This window comes from Lysobacter sp. N42 (genome assembly GCF_004344885.1).
In genome coordinates, this window is sequence record NZ_SKFB01000011.1 from 21037 (window position 1) to 36444 (window position 15408).

General features: G+C 69.7%; 12 protein-coding genes. 10 read left to right on the forward strand and 2 right to left on the reverse strand.

Annotated elements, in window-relative coordinates; all coding sequences use genetic code 11:
* Positions 1 to 119: 119 nt before the first annotated feature.
* The 10 genes from EYQ95_RS15520 to EYQ95_RS15565 all read left to right on the forward strand — a co-directional run bounded on the left by EYQ95_RS15520 (position 120) and on the right by EYQ95_RS15565 (position 13236).
* Positions 120 to 368, forward strand: a complete 249-nt coding sequence (locus EYQ95_RS15520) for a type II toxin-antitoxin system ParD family antitoxin (protein WP_132328130.1) — start codon at positions 120 to 122, stop codon at positions 366 to 368.
* Positions 365 to 721: a type II toxin-antitoxin system RelE/ParE family toxin gene (locus EYQ95_RS15525; RefSeq protein ID WP_132328131.1), complete on the forward strand. Its 357-nt coding sequence runs from the start codon at positions 365 to 367 to the stop codon at positions 719 to 721. The genes EYQ95_RS15520 and EYQ95_RS15525 overlap by 4 nt, the downstream gene beginning before the upstream one ends.
* Positions 718 to 3795 (forward strand): site-specific DNA-methyltransferase, encoded by a 3078-nt coding sequence (locus EYQ95_RS15530; RefSeq protein WP_132328132.1) that lies wholly within the window; start codon positions 718 to 720, stop codon positions 3793 to 3795. Before EYQ95_RS15525 ends, EYQ95_RS15530 begins: the two co-directional genes overlap by 4 nt.
* A 5-nt stretch (positions 3796 to 3800) precedes the next feature.
* Positions 3801 to 4121 (forward strand): nucleotidyltransferase family protein, encoded by a 321-nt coding sequence (locus EYQ95_RS15535; RefSeq protein ID WP_132328133.1) that lies wholly within the window; start codon positions 3801 to 3803, stop codon positions 4119 to 4121.
* Positions 4111 to 4455 carry a DUF86 domain-containing protein gene (locus EYQ95_RS15540; RefSeq protein ID WP_132328134.1) on the forward strand — a complete coding sequence of 115 codons (345 nt, stop codon included), beginning with the start codon at positions 4111 to 4113 and terminating at the stop codon, positions 4453 to 4455. The genes EYQ95_RS15535 and EYQ95_RS15540 overlap by 11 nt, the downstream gene beginning before the upstream one ends.
* A gap of 104 nt (positions 4456 to 4559) precedes the next feature.
* Entirely contained in the window at positions 4560 to 7643 is a 3084-nt protein-coding gene (locus tag EYQ95_RS15545) for a DEAD/DEAH box helicase family protein (protein ID WP_165924754.1), read from the forward strand.
* Positions 7640 to 8203 (forward strand): hypothetical protein, encoded by a 564-nt coding sequence (locus EYQ95_RS15550; protein WP_132328136.1) that lies wholly within the window; start codon positions 7640 to 7642, stop codon positions 8201 to 8203. The genes EYQ95_RS15545 and EYQ95_RS15550 overlap by 4 nt, the downstream gene beginning before the upstream one ends.
* Positions 8204 to 8255: 52 nt before the next feature.
* A complete protein-coding gene (gene prpF / locus EYQ95_RS15555; protein WP_132328137.1) occupies positions 8256 to 9443 on the forward strand; it encodes a 2-methylaconitate cis-trans isomerase PrpF in 1188 nt (395 codons plus the stop codon).
* Between the two features lie 186 nt (positions 9444 to 9629).
* Positions 9630 to 12497 carry an EAL domain-containing protein gene (locus EYQ95_RS15560; protein ID WP_165924755.1) on the forward strand — a complete coding sequence of 956 codons (2868 nt, stop codon included), beginning with the start codon at positions 9630 to 9632 and terminating at the stop codon, positions 12495 to 12497.
* Positions 12498 to 12585: 88 nt separating this feature from the next.
* A complete protein-coding gene (locus EYQ95_RS15565; RefSeq protein ID WP_132328139.1) occupies positions 12586 to 13236 on the forward strand; it encodes an ACP phosphodiesterase in 651 nt (216 codons plus the stop codon).
* Here the strand turns inward: EYQ95_RS15565 and EYQ95_RS15570 are convergent.
* Complete coding sequence (locus EYQ95_RS15570; protein ID WP_132328140.1) at positions 13191 to 14981, reverse strand: diguanylate cyclase; 1791 nt, start codon at positions 14979 to 14981, stop codon at positions 13191 to 13193. The two genes, EYQ95_RS15565 and EYQ95_RS15570, sit on opposite strands and share 46 nt — an antisense overlap.
* Entirely contained in the window at positions 14968 to 15378 is a 411-nt protein-coding gene (locus tag EYQ95_RS15575; RefSeq protein WP_132328141.1) for a hypothetical protein, read from the reverse strand. Before EYQ95_RS15575 ends, EYQ95_RS15570 begins: the two co-directional genes overlap by 14 nt.
* Positions 15379 to 15408 lie beyond the last annotated feature (30 nt).

The following is a 15408-nucleotide window of genomic DNA, read 5'->3' on the forward strand; positions in this document are numbered from 1 at the left end:
GGGAGAGGGGTTGGGGTGAGGGGCAACGAAGCGGTCACCGCCCGCCGGTCCCGACGCTCTTGCCTGCCTGCTGTGTCGCACCGATACTCCGATGGCAATCTTTGCCATCGAGGCCCGCCATGGCGACCATGAACATCTCCCTCCCCGACCCGCTCAAGCAGTTCGTGGACCAGGAAGTCCGCGAAGGCGGCTTCGCCAGCACGTCGGACTACATGCGCGACCTGCTCCGCCAGCGCCAGCGCGCCAAGGCCGAGGAGGCACTGCGGCAGGCGATCGCCGAGGGGCTGGCGTCGGGCCCCGCCCGGCCACTGCCCGATGGGTTCTTTGACGAGCTCCGAGCGCAGGCGCGCCGCCGCGCTGCCTCATGAAGCTAGTCCAATGGCGGCCCATGGCCGTTCAAGACCTCCGCGCCGCGGCCGAGTGGTATGCGCAACAGGGCGGGCTCGCGCTCGAGCTGCGTTTTCTTGGCGCCGTCGAGGCGGCGATCGGCATGCTCCTGTCGCATCCCGCGAGCGGCTCCCTGCGGCACAACGGCTTGATTCCGGGCTTGCCCGCGCCGCTGCGCTTCCATCGCCTGCCGGGTTTCGGGCGTCACCTCCTGTACTACTGCGACAGCACCAACCACCTCGATGTCATCCGCCTTTGGCACGCCTCCCGCGACCTCGACACCCTGACCGACACGCCCGACGCGCCGCCCTCCGCCCCGGACCCCATTGAATGACCCTCGAACCCGCCTCGCCCGCGCTGCAGAAGTTCCAGTCCCTGCTGCGCGAGCTGTTCCAGTACGACTGCGCCGATCTCGACTTCGGCATCTACCGCATCCTCAACGAGCGCCGCGGCCTGTTCGAGGACTGGCTCACCCAACGCCTGCCGGCCGCCGTGAAGCAGGCGCTGGCCGGCGGCGCCGCCGCGCAGGTGGACGCGCAGGCGAAGCGTCTGGCCGAGCTCGCCGCCGAGCTGCGCGAGGAATACGAGGACGAGCGCATCATCGACGGCGACGGCCGCCTGCGCGAGGACATCCGCGGCCGCACCGCCCGCGAATACCGTGAGCTGTGGGAGGCCCGCCAGGCCGCCGGCCAGCCGCAGGACCGCGAAGCGGAGATCTACAACCGCCTCTACGACTTCTTCCGCCGCTACTACGAAGATGGCGATTTCCTCAGCCTGCGCCGCTACGGCGCCGAGGACGCCTACGCCGTGCCCTACAACGGGCAGGAAGTGATGCTGCACTGGGCCAACCGCGACCAGTACTACGTCAAGACCGGCGAGCACTTCACCGACTACCGCTTCCGCGCCGGCACCGGCAGCGACGCCTGGCACGTGGAGTTCCGCATGCGCCGGGCCGAGACCGACCGCGACAACGCAAAGTCCGCCGACAAGCGCTATTTCTTCGCCGACTTGGGCGCCCTGCACCTAGACGCCGCCACACGCACCCTGACCGTCCCCGTCGAATGGCGCGCGGCCACGTCGGCGGAAGCCGCCGCGCTGCCGGCGCGCAACGCGCAGGACGCGATCAACGCCGACATCGAGAAGAAGCTGCTGGCCGCGAAACCTGTGAAGGCCGAGCCCACGCTCAAGACTGCGCTCGAAGCGCAAGCGCCAGGCACCGGCGACACCCCGCGCACCGTGCTCGCCCAGCACCTGCGCCGCTACACCCGGCGCAACAGCAGCGATTTCTTCATCCACAAGGACCTGCGCGGCTTCCTCACCCGCGAGCTCGACTACTGGCTCAAGGCCGAAGTCCTCAAGCTCGACACCCTGCTGGCCGGCGAGCAGCCCGCCCGCGCCTGGCTGCAGACGCTGGCCATCCTGCGCGAGGTGGCCACCACCATCATTGACTTCCTCGCCCGCGTCGAAGACTTCCAGAAGCGCCTGTACGAAAAGCGCAAGTTCGTCACCGAGTGCCACTGGTGCATCACCCTCGACCACGTCGAACGCGCGGGGCTCACCGAACGGCTGGTGGAGATCCTCAACACCACCGAGGGCGGCAAGGCGCAGAAGGCGGAGTGGAAAAAGCTCTTCGCCATCGACGAAGTGAAGGCCGAGGGCGGGAAGTCGGGTTGGAAGGAGAAGGTGACGGCGGAGTTTTTGCGGAGTCAGCCATTTCTATTTGTAGACACACATAACCTACCGCGTGAGTTCACGGATGCTTTGCTGGGCCACGTCGTGGGGCTTGACGATATAACCGTCAGCATCTTGATCCATGGAGACAACCTCCAGGCCCTAAGGCTCACAGAGGAACGCTTCAAGACGGCGATCGATATCGCTATCACCGACCCACCTTACAACACAGGTTCTGATGACTTTCCTTACAAGGACGGGTTTCTGCACTCGTCGTGGATGACGATGATGGCCGATCGCCTTAAGACGTGTCGCACCCTGCTTCGCGAATCTGGACTGCTGTTTGTGCATATCGGTGACAAGAACAATGAATACAGGGAAAGCCACAACCTAGTTCGCGTACTCGACACGGCCTACGGTGCCCCCAATTACGTCGCGCAGCTGGTATGGAAGAATAAGAGTGGCGGTGGCAACGACAGCGACTTTTTCGCACAGGACCACGAGTACATATTTGCCTACGCACACAGTCGGTCCCACGCTGTTTTGCGTAGCGACCCGGACGCACAAGTCACAACTTCCTATAACCGCTCAGACGCGAACGGCAGCTACGCGCTCGAACGGCTCGACAAGCAAAGTATCCGCTACTCCGTCACCGGGGATTACGTCATCGTAGGCCCGGATGGAACGGAGTACCGACCTCGCCACAAGGATCCGCGCAAGCCCAATGCGACTTGGCGCTGGTCTAAGGACAAGGTGAGCAAACAGTACGATCAGCTCGTTTTCGAAAATGGGAACGTGTATACCAAGAACTACAAGGACGATGGCGCGGTTCCTAGATCACTTTTGGCCGACGAACGCTTTGGCAGAACCCGTACGGGCAAGACTGAACTTTTCTCGCTATTTGGGGCGGAAGTTTTCCGCAACCCAAAGCCGACGAAAGTCGAGCGCTTCTTGCTCAATGTGGGTGCAGATGACGCGGCGATAGTCCTCGATCCATTTGGTGGTTCCGGAACCGTTGCTCACGCCGCCATCGCTGCAAACCGGCTCGATGAAGGCACGCGAGTGTCGTTGATGATTGAGCAGGGGGGCCACTTCGATTCGGTTCTTCGGCCGCGCGTCCTGAAAGCTGCGTATTCGTCCGAATGGGTGGACGGAAAGCCTGTGAAACGTGACGGCATCAGTGCGGTCGTCAAATACCTCCGCCTCGAATCCTACGAAGACACCCTCTCCAACCTCCGCGTACGCAAGGCCGAGGACACGCAGCCGGGCTTCGACTTCGACGCCGTGCCGGAGAGCTATCGCCTGGGCTACTGGCTCGATGTGGAAACCGCCGGCAGCGCCAGCCTGCTCGACGTGGAGAAGCTCGAGCAGCCGTTCGACTATCGCCTGCGCGTGCACGACGGCCGCGAGTCGCGCGAGCAGGCGGTGGACCTGGTGGAGACCTTCAACTACCTCATCGGCCTGATCGTCCGCCGCCGTCGCGTGCTCGACCGCGACGGCCGGCGCTATGTGCTCGTTCTCGGACGGACCCGCGCGGACAACGCGCCGACGGCCGTGCTGTGGCGCGACATCGCGGGATGGACGACAGACGACTTCGCCGCCGAGCGCGACTGGCTCGCCGCGCAGTCGCCGTTCGAGGACGCCAGCGTGATCTACGTCAACGGCGACTCCGCCCTGCCCGGCGCGCAGTCGCTCGATCCCATCTTCCACGCGCGCATGTTCGCGCCGGTGCACTAAGAGCCATGTCCGGCGCCGACCTGCATGCCCGCATCACCGCCCGACGCGAGGCCATCGCGGCCATCTGCCGCGCCCGCCACGTGCGGCGGCTGGACCTGTTCGGCTCGCTCGTCCGCGGCGAGGCCCATTCCGGCAGCGACGTGGATCTGCTCGTGGACTTCGAGCCGCTTCCTCCTGGCGCGTACAGCGATGCCTACTTCGGCCTGCGTGAAGATCTGGAACACCTCCTGGGCGCCCCCGTGGATCTCGTGGTCGAGCGCGCCATCCGCAATCCCTTCTTCCGGCAGGCCATCGAAGGCCAGCGCGAGGCGCTCTATGCGGCTTGAATCGGCCAAGTACCTGTTCGACGTACAGAGCGCCGCGCAACGCCTGGGCGATTTCGTGGCGGGCAAGAACTGGGAGGACTACGAACGCGACGCGATGCTGCGCGCGGCCGTCGAGCGCCAGTTCGAGATCATCGGCGAAGCGCGCGCCCAGCTCGGACGCCGCGACGCGGCGCTGCTGGCGCGCATCGAGGATCATCGTCGCATCATCGCCTTCCGCAACATCCTGATTCACGGCTATGCGGATGTGGACGATGCGCTCGTCTGGGACATCGTGCAAACGCGATTGCCGGGCCTGCGCGCGCAGGTCAATGCCCTGCTGCAGGGGGCTGTCTGATGCCGCGAGGGAAACGCGCTACCGCGGCACCCGCCGCCCCGACCCCTGCGGCCACGCCGGCCGGCACGGCAACACTGATAAACGCCCGGCTGGAGCAGCGCCTGGTGCTGCTGCGCTGGGTGCTGCACCTGCTCGGGCAGCCGGACAACCGCACCCTGCTGGCGCGCTGCGCCGCGGTGCAGGAGGGCGTGGGCGTGGACGGCGTGTTCCACGTCACCCGGGCGCTCATCGGCTACGTGCGCGATCCGGCCCTGCAGCAGGACCTTCTGCGCTACGACGCCAACATCCGCAGCCATCTGGACCGCATCAACCGCGCCCGCGCCGCGCAGCCGCTGCAGCTGCGCTACTTCCAGGTCCTCGCGCTGCTGTTCACGGAGTTGTACCTGGACCACATCGCCCATGCGCCGGGCGCGTTGCTAGACAGCCTGAGCCGCTTCGCCGCCACACAGCCCGATCTCGCGGGCGCCCGGCCTTTCGGCAGCGACGACCTGCGCAAGCTCGCCTTCTGGATGGCCACCGGCAGCGGCAAGACCCTGCTGCTGCATTTCCATCTGTTGCAGTACCGGCATTACTTCCCGGGCCCCGTCAACAACATCCTGCTAATCACGCCCAACGAAGGCCTGTCGGCCCAGCACATCGCCGAGGCGCGCGCCTCGGGCATCGCGATCGAACGCTTCGACCCCGAGCGCCCGCCGCTGGTGGGTGCCAGCGACGCGGTGCAGGTGATCGAGATCACCAAGCTGGTGGACGAAAAGAAGGACGGCGGTATTCGCGTGCCTGTCGAGCAGCTGGTCCGCCGAGACGTGCCGAACCTGCTGTTCGTGGACGAGGGCCACAAGGGCAGCGGGGGCACCGTGTTCAAGGGCTACCGCGATGCGCTGGGCGCGAGCGGCTTCACCTTCGAGTACAGCGCCACCTTCGGACAGGCGCTCAACGCGGCGGGCAACGAGGACCTGCTGGCCGAGTACGGCAAGGCCATCCTCTTCGACTATTCCTACCGCTACTTCCACGGCGACGGCTTCGGCAAGGATTTCCGCCTGCTCAACGTGGACAACGATGCGGACGACGTTCGCCGCCTGCTGATGGCGGCCAACCTGCTCAGCTACTACCAGCAGCTGCGCGTGTATGCCGATGGCACGGACTGGCGACCGTACGGCATCGAGAAGCCGTTGTGGGTCTACGTGGGCGCGCGCGTGGACAGCGGCAAGACCGGCGGGTCGGATATCGCCGCGGTGCTGCATTTCCTCGATGCGTTCCTGGCTAATGAGCGCGGCAAATCGGCCGACCTCATCAAGCGCCTGCTGCACGATGCGCGGCTGTTCCGCGGCGAGGACGGGCGTGCCGCGTTGCACGAGGCGTTGGATTGGCTGCGCGCCCGCTATCCCGAGAACGCCGACTTCGACGCGCTGCTGGCGGACGTGCTCTCGCGCGTCTTCCACGTCGAAGGCGCTGCCAGCCGCCTGCAGGTGCAGCCCATCCGGGACGCGGACGGCGAAATGGCCCTGCGTGCGGAGGGCGCCGCGCGGCCTTTCGGCGTAGTCAATGTGGGCGACACCAGTGCGCTCGAAAAGCTGCTGAAGGCCGACGGCGTGACCGTACTCGACGACGTGGTGGGCGGCTCGCTGTTCCGCGAGATCGACCGGCGTGATTCGGGCATCCACCTGCTGGTCGGCGCGAAGAAGTTCATCGAGGGCTGGAGCAGCTGGCGCGTCAGCAGCCTCGGCTTGCTGAACGTCGGCAAGAAGGAAGGCGCGCAGATCATCCAGCTGTTCGGGCGCGGCGTGCGCCTGCTGGGCCTGGGCCGCAGCCTGAAGCGCTCGTCCGCGCTGCCGGGCATCGAGCACCCGCCGGACATCCGCTGGCTCGAGCAGCTCAACGTGTTCTCGGTGCATGCCTCGTACATGCGCACGTTCCGCGAGGCGCTGCTGCGCGAGGGCGTGGACGATCTTCCCTCCGTGGTGATCGAGCTGCCGCTCTGGCGCCTGGACGAGCACGAGGCGGGCGTCGCCGACCTGCCCTATTTCGAGCCGCCGGGCGAATCGCGGTTCCGAACCGAGCGCGTGGTGAGCCTGGGCCTGCAGGCGAGGATGCCAGTGCGGCACGATGCCACGTCGCGCTTTTCCCACTACCGGGGTGGCAGCGCGGGCCTGGAAGGTGGCACGGGCGAGCGAGCACCCCCGCGCGACCTTCCGCCAAGCCTGCTCGGACTGGTGGACTGGACGCGCGCCTACTTCCGTCTGCTCGAGAAAAAGCGCCTGCGCGGCTGGACCAACGTCATCCTTCGCCCGGCGCAGCTGCGGGAGCTTGTGGCCACTGGCGGCTGCCAGTTCATTGCGGATGACGACTTCTTCCGCCCCACTGACGCCGCCGCCGTGCGTCGGGTGCAGGACGCCGTATACGAGGCGCTGGAAACCTGGTTCGAGCGCGACTACCGCCACCAGCAGAAGCAGTTCGAGACGCAGCACATGCGCGTGACCCGGGTCGGCGAAGCGCAGGCGCAGTACCGCCCGTATCGCGTCGTGGTGCGCGTGGACCAGCGACCCCTGATCGCGGAGCTGCAGCGCCTCGCGGGCGAGCTGGCCGCCGGTCGCGCGCCTGCCCCGGGCGATTTGCCGCAGTTTCCGCGCTCCGGCTTCGACCGGCACCTCTATCAGCCGCTGCTCGTGGCCGTGGAAGAGAGCGTCGAGGGCGTGACAGTCTCGCCCAAGAGTCTCAGCCGCTCGGAGGGCGCTTTCGTGGACGCGCTCCGGGCGCACTGCGAGGCCGGCCGGCTGCCCGCCGGTCAGCGTCTCTACCTGCTGCGCAACCAGTCGCGCGGGCACGGGCTGGGCTTTTACGAGAGCGAAGGTTTCTTTCCGGACTTCATCCTGTGGACGACCGACGGAACGCGCCACCGCGTCGTCTTCGTCGAGCCGCACGGGCTGCTCAACGAGAGCCGCGGCGGCGACAAGGTGACCGACTTCCACACGCGCCTGCGCGATTACGTCGCGCCCGGGCTGGCGGCTGCCGGACGGAGCGACATCGAAGTCGATGCGTGGATCGTTTCGGAAACGCCGCTCGCGGAACTACGCGACCGCTGGGGCGTGACGTGGACCGAGGCCGAGTTCGCCGCCCGGCACATCCTGTTCCCGCAGGCCGATTACGCGCACGTGATCGCGGCGATCCTCGCCGCGGGGCCCGCCCCATGACCGTCCTGCGCTGCACGGCCAAGCTCCTCAAGCGCCTGCGCCAGTCTCCGAAGCTGCCGGAGCCTTCGCCGCAGCTGAACCCGCTCGGCGAGTGGCATGCGGATGTCGACTTCTGGAACCGCAAGCCCTTCGTGCTGATGCTCAACGCGGCCACCGGCGCCACGCTCGTGCTCAACGGCAATGCGGCGGGCCTGAAGGCGCTGCACGAGCGCGCCGCGCTGCAGTTCGCATCGCTCTGCGCGTACTTCGGCATCGAGGGGCCACAGGTGGACGCCGAAGCCGCGGCGTTCGCGTCCGGCTTCAGCTTCGGCCAGGCGCGCGACCGCAGCCTGCAGGCCTCGATCAACGGCCGCCGGACACAGGTCTGGCTGGGCTTCGAATGGCGCGGCGAATCGCTCGCGGAAGCGGCTGCCGGGCTGTGGGAGCACGGGCTGTTCAAGCATCCCTCGCTCGGCCGGAACGAGCAGTTGCGCTCGGAACATCACCGCACGCTCGACCTTCTTCGGCAGCGCCTGTGTGCGCCCGCCACGGTGCTGCCGTTCGGCGCGCCGCGCCCATAGCCATGCCGTCGTCAGCGACAGAAATCGTCCCCACGCTTCTCCCGACACGCCCATGACGCACACCCCCCAGCTCCGCATCCCCGCCACCTTCATGCGCGGTGGCACGTCCAAGGGCGTGTTCTTCCGCCTCGACGACCTGCCCGAGCCGGCCCGCGTGCCCGGCCCAGCACGCGATGCGCTGCTGCTGCGCGTGATCGGCTCGCCCGACCCCTACGGCAAGCACACCGACGGCATGGGCGGCGCCACCTCCAGCACCAGCAAGTGCGTGATCCTCGCGAAGTCGAGCGTGCCGGGCCACGACGTCGACTACCTCTACGGCCAGGTGGCCATCGACAGCGCCTTCGTGGACTGGAGCGGCAACTGCGGGAACCTGTCGTCGGCGGTCGGTCCGTTCGCCATCGCCAACGGGCTGGTCGACCCCGCGCGCATCCCGCGCGACGGCCACTGCACCGTGCGCATCTGGCAGGCCAACATCGGCAGGACGATCGTCGCGCACGTGCCGATGGCCGATGGCGAGGTGCAGGAAACCGGCGACTTCGAGCTCGACGGCGTGGCGTTCCCCGCCGCGGAGATCCCGCTGGAGTTCCTCGATCCCTCCGACGACGGCGACGCCGGCGCGATGTTCCCGACCGGCCGCCTCGTCGACGTCCTCGAGGTGCCGGGCGTCGGCAGCTTCGAGGTCACGATGATCGCCGCGGGCATTCCCACGGTATTCCTGCGCGCGGCCGACCTCGGCTTCGACGGCACCGAGCTGCAGGGCGCGATCAACGAGGACCGCGCCCTGCTCGCCAGGCTCGAGGCCATCCGCGCGCATGCCGCGCTGCGCATGGGCCTGATCGACGACGTGGCCGGAGCGGCCACGCGCCAGCACACGCCGAAGATCGCCTGGGTGGCGTCGCCGAAGGACTACGTGGCCTCCAGCGGCCGGCCGGTGCGCGCGGCCGACGTCGACCTGCTGGCGCGCGCGATGTCCATGGGCAAGCTGCACCACGCGATGATGGGTACGGCCTCGGTGGCGATCGCCACCGCCGCGGCCGTGCCGGGCACGCTGGTCAACGCCGCGGCCGGCGGCGGCGAGCGCGGCGTGGTCACCTTCGGGCATCCGTCGGGCACGCTGCGCGCCGGCGCCGAGGTGCGCTGCGTGGACGGGCAGTGGACGGTCACCAAGGCCGTGATGAGCCGCAGCGCGCGCGTGCTGATGGAAGGCCACGTCCGCGTACCGGCCGAGGCAACCGGCTGAGCCGCGGCGCCGGCACCGCGCGCTGCCGGCGGGGCTAACGGCCGCTTGGTCGCTGCCATGTGAAGACGGGCATGACACGCCTGTCGCGATGATCGGCCGACATCCTCATGGGGTGGACACATGGGCGGTCCGGCCTTGTCGAGTGCAGCACTTACCGCAGCCGCCACTGCCGGGGCGGTGGCGGCCGTGGCAACTGCCGTGTCCGGGCTGGGGCACCGCACCCGGCGGGTCCGCATCCTCCTGCGCCAGCTGGCCGGCCTGCGTCGCCGGGTGCAGCGGCTGAAGAAGGTCGAGCGGCTGGCGGGGATCGGCGAGTACGTCTGGAACGTCGACACCGGTGCGATGTGGTGGTCGCCGGCGACCTACCGCATCTTCGGCATGGACCCCGCGCGCGGCATCGACATGGACCGCGTGATCGCGGCGGTCCACCCGGAGGACCGGCGCATCGCCATCGCCTCCATCGCCGCGGTCGTCGCCGGCGAGCACCGGCCGGAGGTGTCGGTGCGCATCGTGCGCCCGGGCGGGGACGTCCGCCGCATCGTGACCACCGGCGAGCGCGTCGTGCAGCAGGGCGAGCGGCGCGTGATCGGCTTCATGAAGGACGTCACCGAGCTCGATGCCATGCGCAGCCGCCTGCGCGAGGCCGAGGCGCAGTACCGGGTGCTGTTCGACGACAACCCGGTGCCGATGTGGATCTTCGATCACGCAGGCGGCGTTCTTGTCGCCGTCAACGCGGCCGCCGAGCGGCTGTTCGACTACGGCCCGGGCGAGATGGCCGGCCGGCCGGTCGACTCCCTGCTGGCCGAGGAGGAGCAGCCGCCCGAGGGCAGCGCCGCCTGGAACAGCCGCTGGCGCTCGGGCGCGGTCGTCACCAGCAAGTCCCGCGACGGCCGGCGCATGCGGCTGGCGCTTTCCGTGCACGACACCATGTTCAACGGACGCGCGGCGCGGCTGGTCGGCGCGCAGGACGTGACCGACCGCGAGCGCAGCGAGGAGCGTTTCGCGCTGATCGCACGCGCCACCAGCGACGCCGTCTACGACCTCGACCTCGAAACCGGCACGATGTGGTGGAGCGATTCGTTCTACACGATGTTCGGCTACCCGCGCGGCGCGGTGGAGCTGTCGCTTTCGGGCTGGAGCATGCTGGTCCACCCCGACGACCTCGACCGGGTGACCGCCAACCTCGAGCGCGCACTGGCCTCGGGCGCGAGCGAGTGGCGCGAGTCCTACCGCCTGCGCCGCCGCGACGGGCGCTACGCGCAGGTCAGCGAGCGCGGCTTCATTGCACGCGGGCCACGCGGCCATGCCCTGCGCATCGTGGGCGGAGTGGTCGACGAAACCGAGCGCCGCCAGCAGGAAGCCGAGCTGCGCCTTCTGCGGCGCGCGGTGGAGTCCGCGGACAACGGCGTCATCATCGCCGATGCCCGCGCGCCCGACCTGCCGGTGGTCTACGTCAATCCCGCCTTCGAGCACATGACCGGCTACACGCGCGAGGAGATCGGCGGGCGCAACTGCCGTTTCCTGCAGCGCGACGACCGCGACCAGGCCGGCCTGGACGCGATCCGCCGCGGCATCCGCGAGGCGCACGAGGTGCGCACGCTGCTGCGCAACTACCGCAAGGACGGCAGCCTGTTCTGGAACGAGGTCTACATGGCGCCGGTGCGCGACGAGCGCGGCGCGCTGACGCACTTCGTGGGCATCCTGCACGACGTGAGCGAGCGCCATCGCTACGAGGAACAGCTGGCCCATCGCGCCACCCACGACGAGCTCACCGGCCTGCCCAACCGCGTCCTGATCGAGGATCGCCTGCAGCAGGCGCTTCACGCCTCCGACCGCTACGGCACCGGCGCGGCCGTGGTCTTCATCGACCTCGACGACTTCAAGATCGTCAACGACAGCCTGGGCCACGACACCGGCGACCTGCTGCTGAAGGAGGTGGCCCGAAGGCTGCTGGCGGTCGTGCGCGAGACCGACTCGGTGGGCCGCTTCGGCGGCGACGAGTTCGTGGCCGTGCTGAGCTCGCCGCAGCACAGCGAGCGTCCGTCGGAGGTCATCCGGCGCATGATGGACGCGCTGGCCCAGCCGGTGATGCTGGGCGACGTGCAGCACGCGATCACGGCCAGCATCGGCTACGGCTGCTACCCCGAGCACGGCGGCGACGTGCAGACGCTGTTGCGCCACGCGGACCTGGCCATGTACCAGGCGAAGGTGACCGGGCGCAACCGCGCGGTGGTGTACCGCGACGAGTTCGACGCGCATGCCTCGCAGCGCCTGCAGCTGGTCAGCCACCTGCGCGAGGCGCTGGAGAAGGGCGAGTTCGACGTGATGTTCCAGCCGCAGTACGACGCCGACGGCCGCGCCCAGGGCCTGGAGGCGCTGGTGCGCTGGAAGCACCCGGCGCGCGGGATGCTGCCGCCGGCGGAGTTCATCGGCGCCTGCGAGGACAGCGGGCTGATCGTCGAGCTCGGCCGGCGCGTGCTGGAGCAGGCGGCCGCGCATCACCGCCGGCTGGTGGACGCCGGCCTGCCGGGGCTGCGCATCGCGGTGAACGTCTCGGCCGCGCAGTTCAACGACGATCTCTACCTCGACATCGAGCACCTCGTGCGCACGCTCGAACTGCCACGCGGGGCCCTGGAGCTCGAGCTCACCGAGAGCGTGGTGATGCACTGCCCCGAGCGCGCGATCGAGCTGATGCAGCGGCTCGACGCGCTGGGCGTGGGCTTCACCATCGACGATTTCGGCACGGGCTATTCGAGCCTGGCCTACCTCAAGCGCTTTCCGATCCGCCGCCTCAAGATCGACCGCTCCTTCGTGCAGGACCTCGACCGCAACGCGCAGGACGCGGCCATCTGCCAGTCCATCATCGGCCTGGCCAGGTCGTTGGGCATCGCGACCGTGGCCGAGGGGGTGGAAACGGTGCAGCAGGAACGGTGGCTGCTGGAGAACGGCTGCAACGAGCTGCAGGGTTTCCTGCTGGGCCCGCCGCAGCCGTTCGAGGAGCTGCTGCCCGGCCTCGTGGCGGGCAATGGCGTGCATCCCGGGCCGGGCCCGTGACGGCGGTGCCGGCGAAGGCCGACATCCGCGCGCGATCCGGCGCGCACCTGCTGCCGCACGCGCGACGACGAACCCGGCCAGGCCGCGCGTGAACTGGCTGGCGCACCTGTATCTCGCCCGCCAGAGCGAGGATGCGATGCTGGGCGCGCTGCTGGGCGATTTCGTCTTCGGCTCCAGCGAACTGGAAGACTTCGGCCCGATCGTGCGGCGCGAGATCCTGGTGCATCGCCGCATCGACGCGTTCACCGATTCGCATCCGGCCGTGACCGCGCTTCGAGCGCGCTTCCCCGAAGGCCGGCGACGCTACGCGGGCATCGCATTGGACGTGTACTTCGACCACCTGCTCGCCCGCGACTGGGCGCGCTGGTCCACGACCGCGCTGGAAGCCTTCACCGCCCGCGCCTATTCGATGCTCGGCGCGCGCAGCGCGGTGCTGCCGGCACGGCTGCGGGCGATCGCACCTGCCATCGCGGCCGACGACTGGCTCGGCAGCTACCGCCATCGCGACAGCGTCGACCTCGCGGTGACGCGCATCGCAGCCCGCCTCTCGCGAAATGGCGAGCGCCTGGTGGGTTGCCTGGAAGACCTTCGCGGCCTGGAAGACGAGGCCAGGAGCGCGTTCGACGCGCTGTTTCCGGCGCTGTGCGGGTTCGCGGATGCCGAACGCGCGCGATGGAACGCAGGTGCCGGGCCTCAGCCGTCGGCGACGCGATCGCGACCGCCGCGCTTGGCCTCGTAGAGCGCCACGTCCGCGCGCTGCAGCAGCGCGTCCAGCGACTCGCCCGGCCGGCGCGTGGCCAGGCCGATGCTCACCGTGAGCGGCATGTCGGGCACCAGCCCCTGGCCACGCTGGCGCAGCCCGCTGCGGATGCGCTCGGCCACCGCATGCGCTTCCGCCGTTCCGGTGCGCGCCAGGCCCACCACGAACACCTCGCCGCCGTAGCGCCCCACGGCATCGCGTCCGCGCAGCGCGCCGCGCAGCACCTCGACGAACAGCCTCAGCACGCGGTCACCGCCTTCGTGGCCGATGCGATCGTTCACGCGCTTGAAGTGGTCCAGGTCGAGATACAGGACGGAGAACGGGCCGGCCTCCTGCGCGAGTCGCTCCTGCGCCACCTCGCGCCAGGCGCGGCGGTTGAGTACGCCGGTGAGCGGGTCGGTGCCCGCCAGCAGCCGCGCCTGGTCGCGCTGGCGACGCACCGATGCCGCGCGCTCGGCCAGGCCCAGCGAGAGCACGATGGCCTCGAAGGCTCCCGCGGCGAGCGCCGCATCGTCGCTCCAGGTCCAGTCCGGGGCGATGCCGTAGAGCTGCAGGCTGCCGAGCACGGTGACGGCCAGCAGCGGCACCCAGCCCAGCAGGAAGATCAGCGCATACCGCGACCCCCGCGAAGCCGCGCCCACCGCCACGCCCAGCAGCAGCGGCCCTCCGAGGATGAGCATCGGGTTGACCAGCGCGCGCATCGGCGCATGCAGGCCGGGGATGTAACTCACCGCCACCACCAGCAGCATCAGGGCGGCATAGGCCTGCAGCGCACGACGCACGCGCGGCAGGTGGCGCCGCAGCTCGGCGAAGTGATCGAGAAACAGCACCGCGGCGACCACCGAGAGCGTGGTCACGCCCCGGCCCCACAGCGGCAGCGTCGCGCCCACCGTGCTCCAGCCCAGGGGCGCGACGATGTAGCCGCTCTGCGTCGCCTGGATCAGCGCATAGGCGAGCACGTACGCCGCGTACCAGACGAAGGCGGGGTCGCGCAGGCGCAGGCCGAACACCAGCGCGATCACGGCGGTCGCCAGCATGATCACCAGGCAGGCGGTGGCGAAGGCCAGCCAGCGCGCCTCCACCGCCTGTTGCGCGGCCGGGTCGCGCAGGGCGAACAGCAGCGGCGAGGGCACCGCGTCGCGCGCGTCCACGTGCAGCACCAGCGGTGCGTCGCCTTCCGGCAGGCGTGGCAGCTCGAACACCAGCCGCCCGAAGGCGTACCGGTCCGATGGCGCGAGCAGGTGCGCGGTCCTGGGCGGGGCGCCGGGCACGTGCAGGGTGATGCGCTGAAAGCCGGCCGAGTCCACCGACAGCACCCACGGACCCGCCGGCCACGCGCCGGAGCGGGGATGCAGGCTCAGCCGGATGCCATCCGGCGCGCGGCCGAACGCGCTCAGCCGCGACGGGTCGAAGGCGCGCGGGGCGGCGCCGGTCGCCGGCACCCACTCGCCGCGCATCGCGACCTCTCCCTGCGCCGGCACGCCCGCGCCGGCCAGCCACGGCCAGGCCAGCGCGATCAGCAGCGCGGCCAGGCGCAGGGCCACGAGGGCCGCGCGGGAGCGGGCGGAGCACGGAAACGCGGGCATGGGCGACGTCGTCGAACCGGGCTGGCCTGCGCCATGCGGCGGCGCGGCGGTGGGGGACGCTTCCGTCATCGGCCGCGCGCGGCGGTCCTGAATGCGCCCCACGCCCGCGGCATTCCGCACGCCCTCAGCGGCATGCACGCTGCACGCGCTCCTGCCAGGCCCGCAGCGAGTCGAGGTCGCGCGACAGGCCCGCGCGCCGCTCCCAGTCGTCGCGGTCGGCCTTCGCCTGCGCGCAGGCGTCGCCACCCGCCGGAAGCACCGCGCCCGCGGGCGCCACGGGCTGCCGCAGGCGCGCATTGCGCAGCGCCATCTCCCGCTCGGTGCGGTAGTGCCGCCAGGCCAGCTCGTTCGCCGTCGGCGCGCGCTCGGGCACGTAGGCGCGCGTGGCGGTGGCGCGCGCCGCGCCCTCGCAGGGATGGCTCTGCAGGCTCACCGGCTTGCCCTTCTCCACGCAGCGGTAGACCACCTGGGCCGCGGCCTCGCGCGGGCCGGCCAGGCTGCAGGCCAGGGCGATGGACAGGAGGACGGTGCGCATGCGGTCGCGGGCGGCGGGACGGGCCCGCCA

What these genes read in the sequence shown, in the direction of transcription:
- EYQ95_RS15520 (WP_132328130.1), top strand. Translation starts at nt 120, where the DNA reads ATGGCGACCATGAACATCTCCCTCCCCGACCCGCTCAAGCAGTTCGTG.
- EYQ95_RS15525 (WP_132328131.1), top strand. Translation starts at nt 365, where the DNA reads ATGAAGCTAGTCCAATGGCGGCCCATGGCCGTTCAAGACCTCCGCGCC.
- EYQ95_RS15530 (WP_132328132.1), top strand. Translation starts at nt 718, where the DNA reads ATGACCCTCGAACCCGCCTCGCCCGCGCTGCAGAAGTTCCAGTCCCTG.
- EYQ95_RS15535 (WP_132328133.1), top strand. Translation starts at nt 3,801, where the DNA reads ATGTCCGGCGCCGACCTGCATGCCCGCATCACCGCCCGACGCGAGGCC.
- EYQ95_RS15540 (WP_132328134.1), top strand. Translation starts at nt 4,111, where the DNA reads ATGCGGCTTGAATCGGCCAAGTACCTGTTCGACGTACAGAGCGCCGCG.
- EYQ95_RS15550 (WP_132328136.1), top strand. Translation starts at nt 7,640, where the DNA reads ATGACCGTCCTGCGCTGCACGGCCAAGCTCCTCAAGCGCCTGCGCCAG.
- prpF (WP_132328137.1), top strand. Translation starts at nt 8,256, where the DNA reads ATGACGCACACCCCCCAGCTCCGCATCCCCGCCACCTTCATGCGCGGT.
- EYQ95_RS15575 (WP_132328141.1), bottom strand. Translation starts at nt 15,378, where the DNA reads ATGCGCACCGTCCTCCTGTCCATCGCCCTGGCCTGCAGCCTGGCCGGC.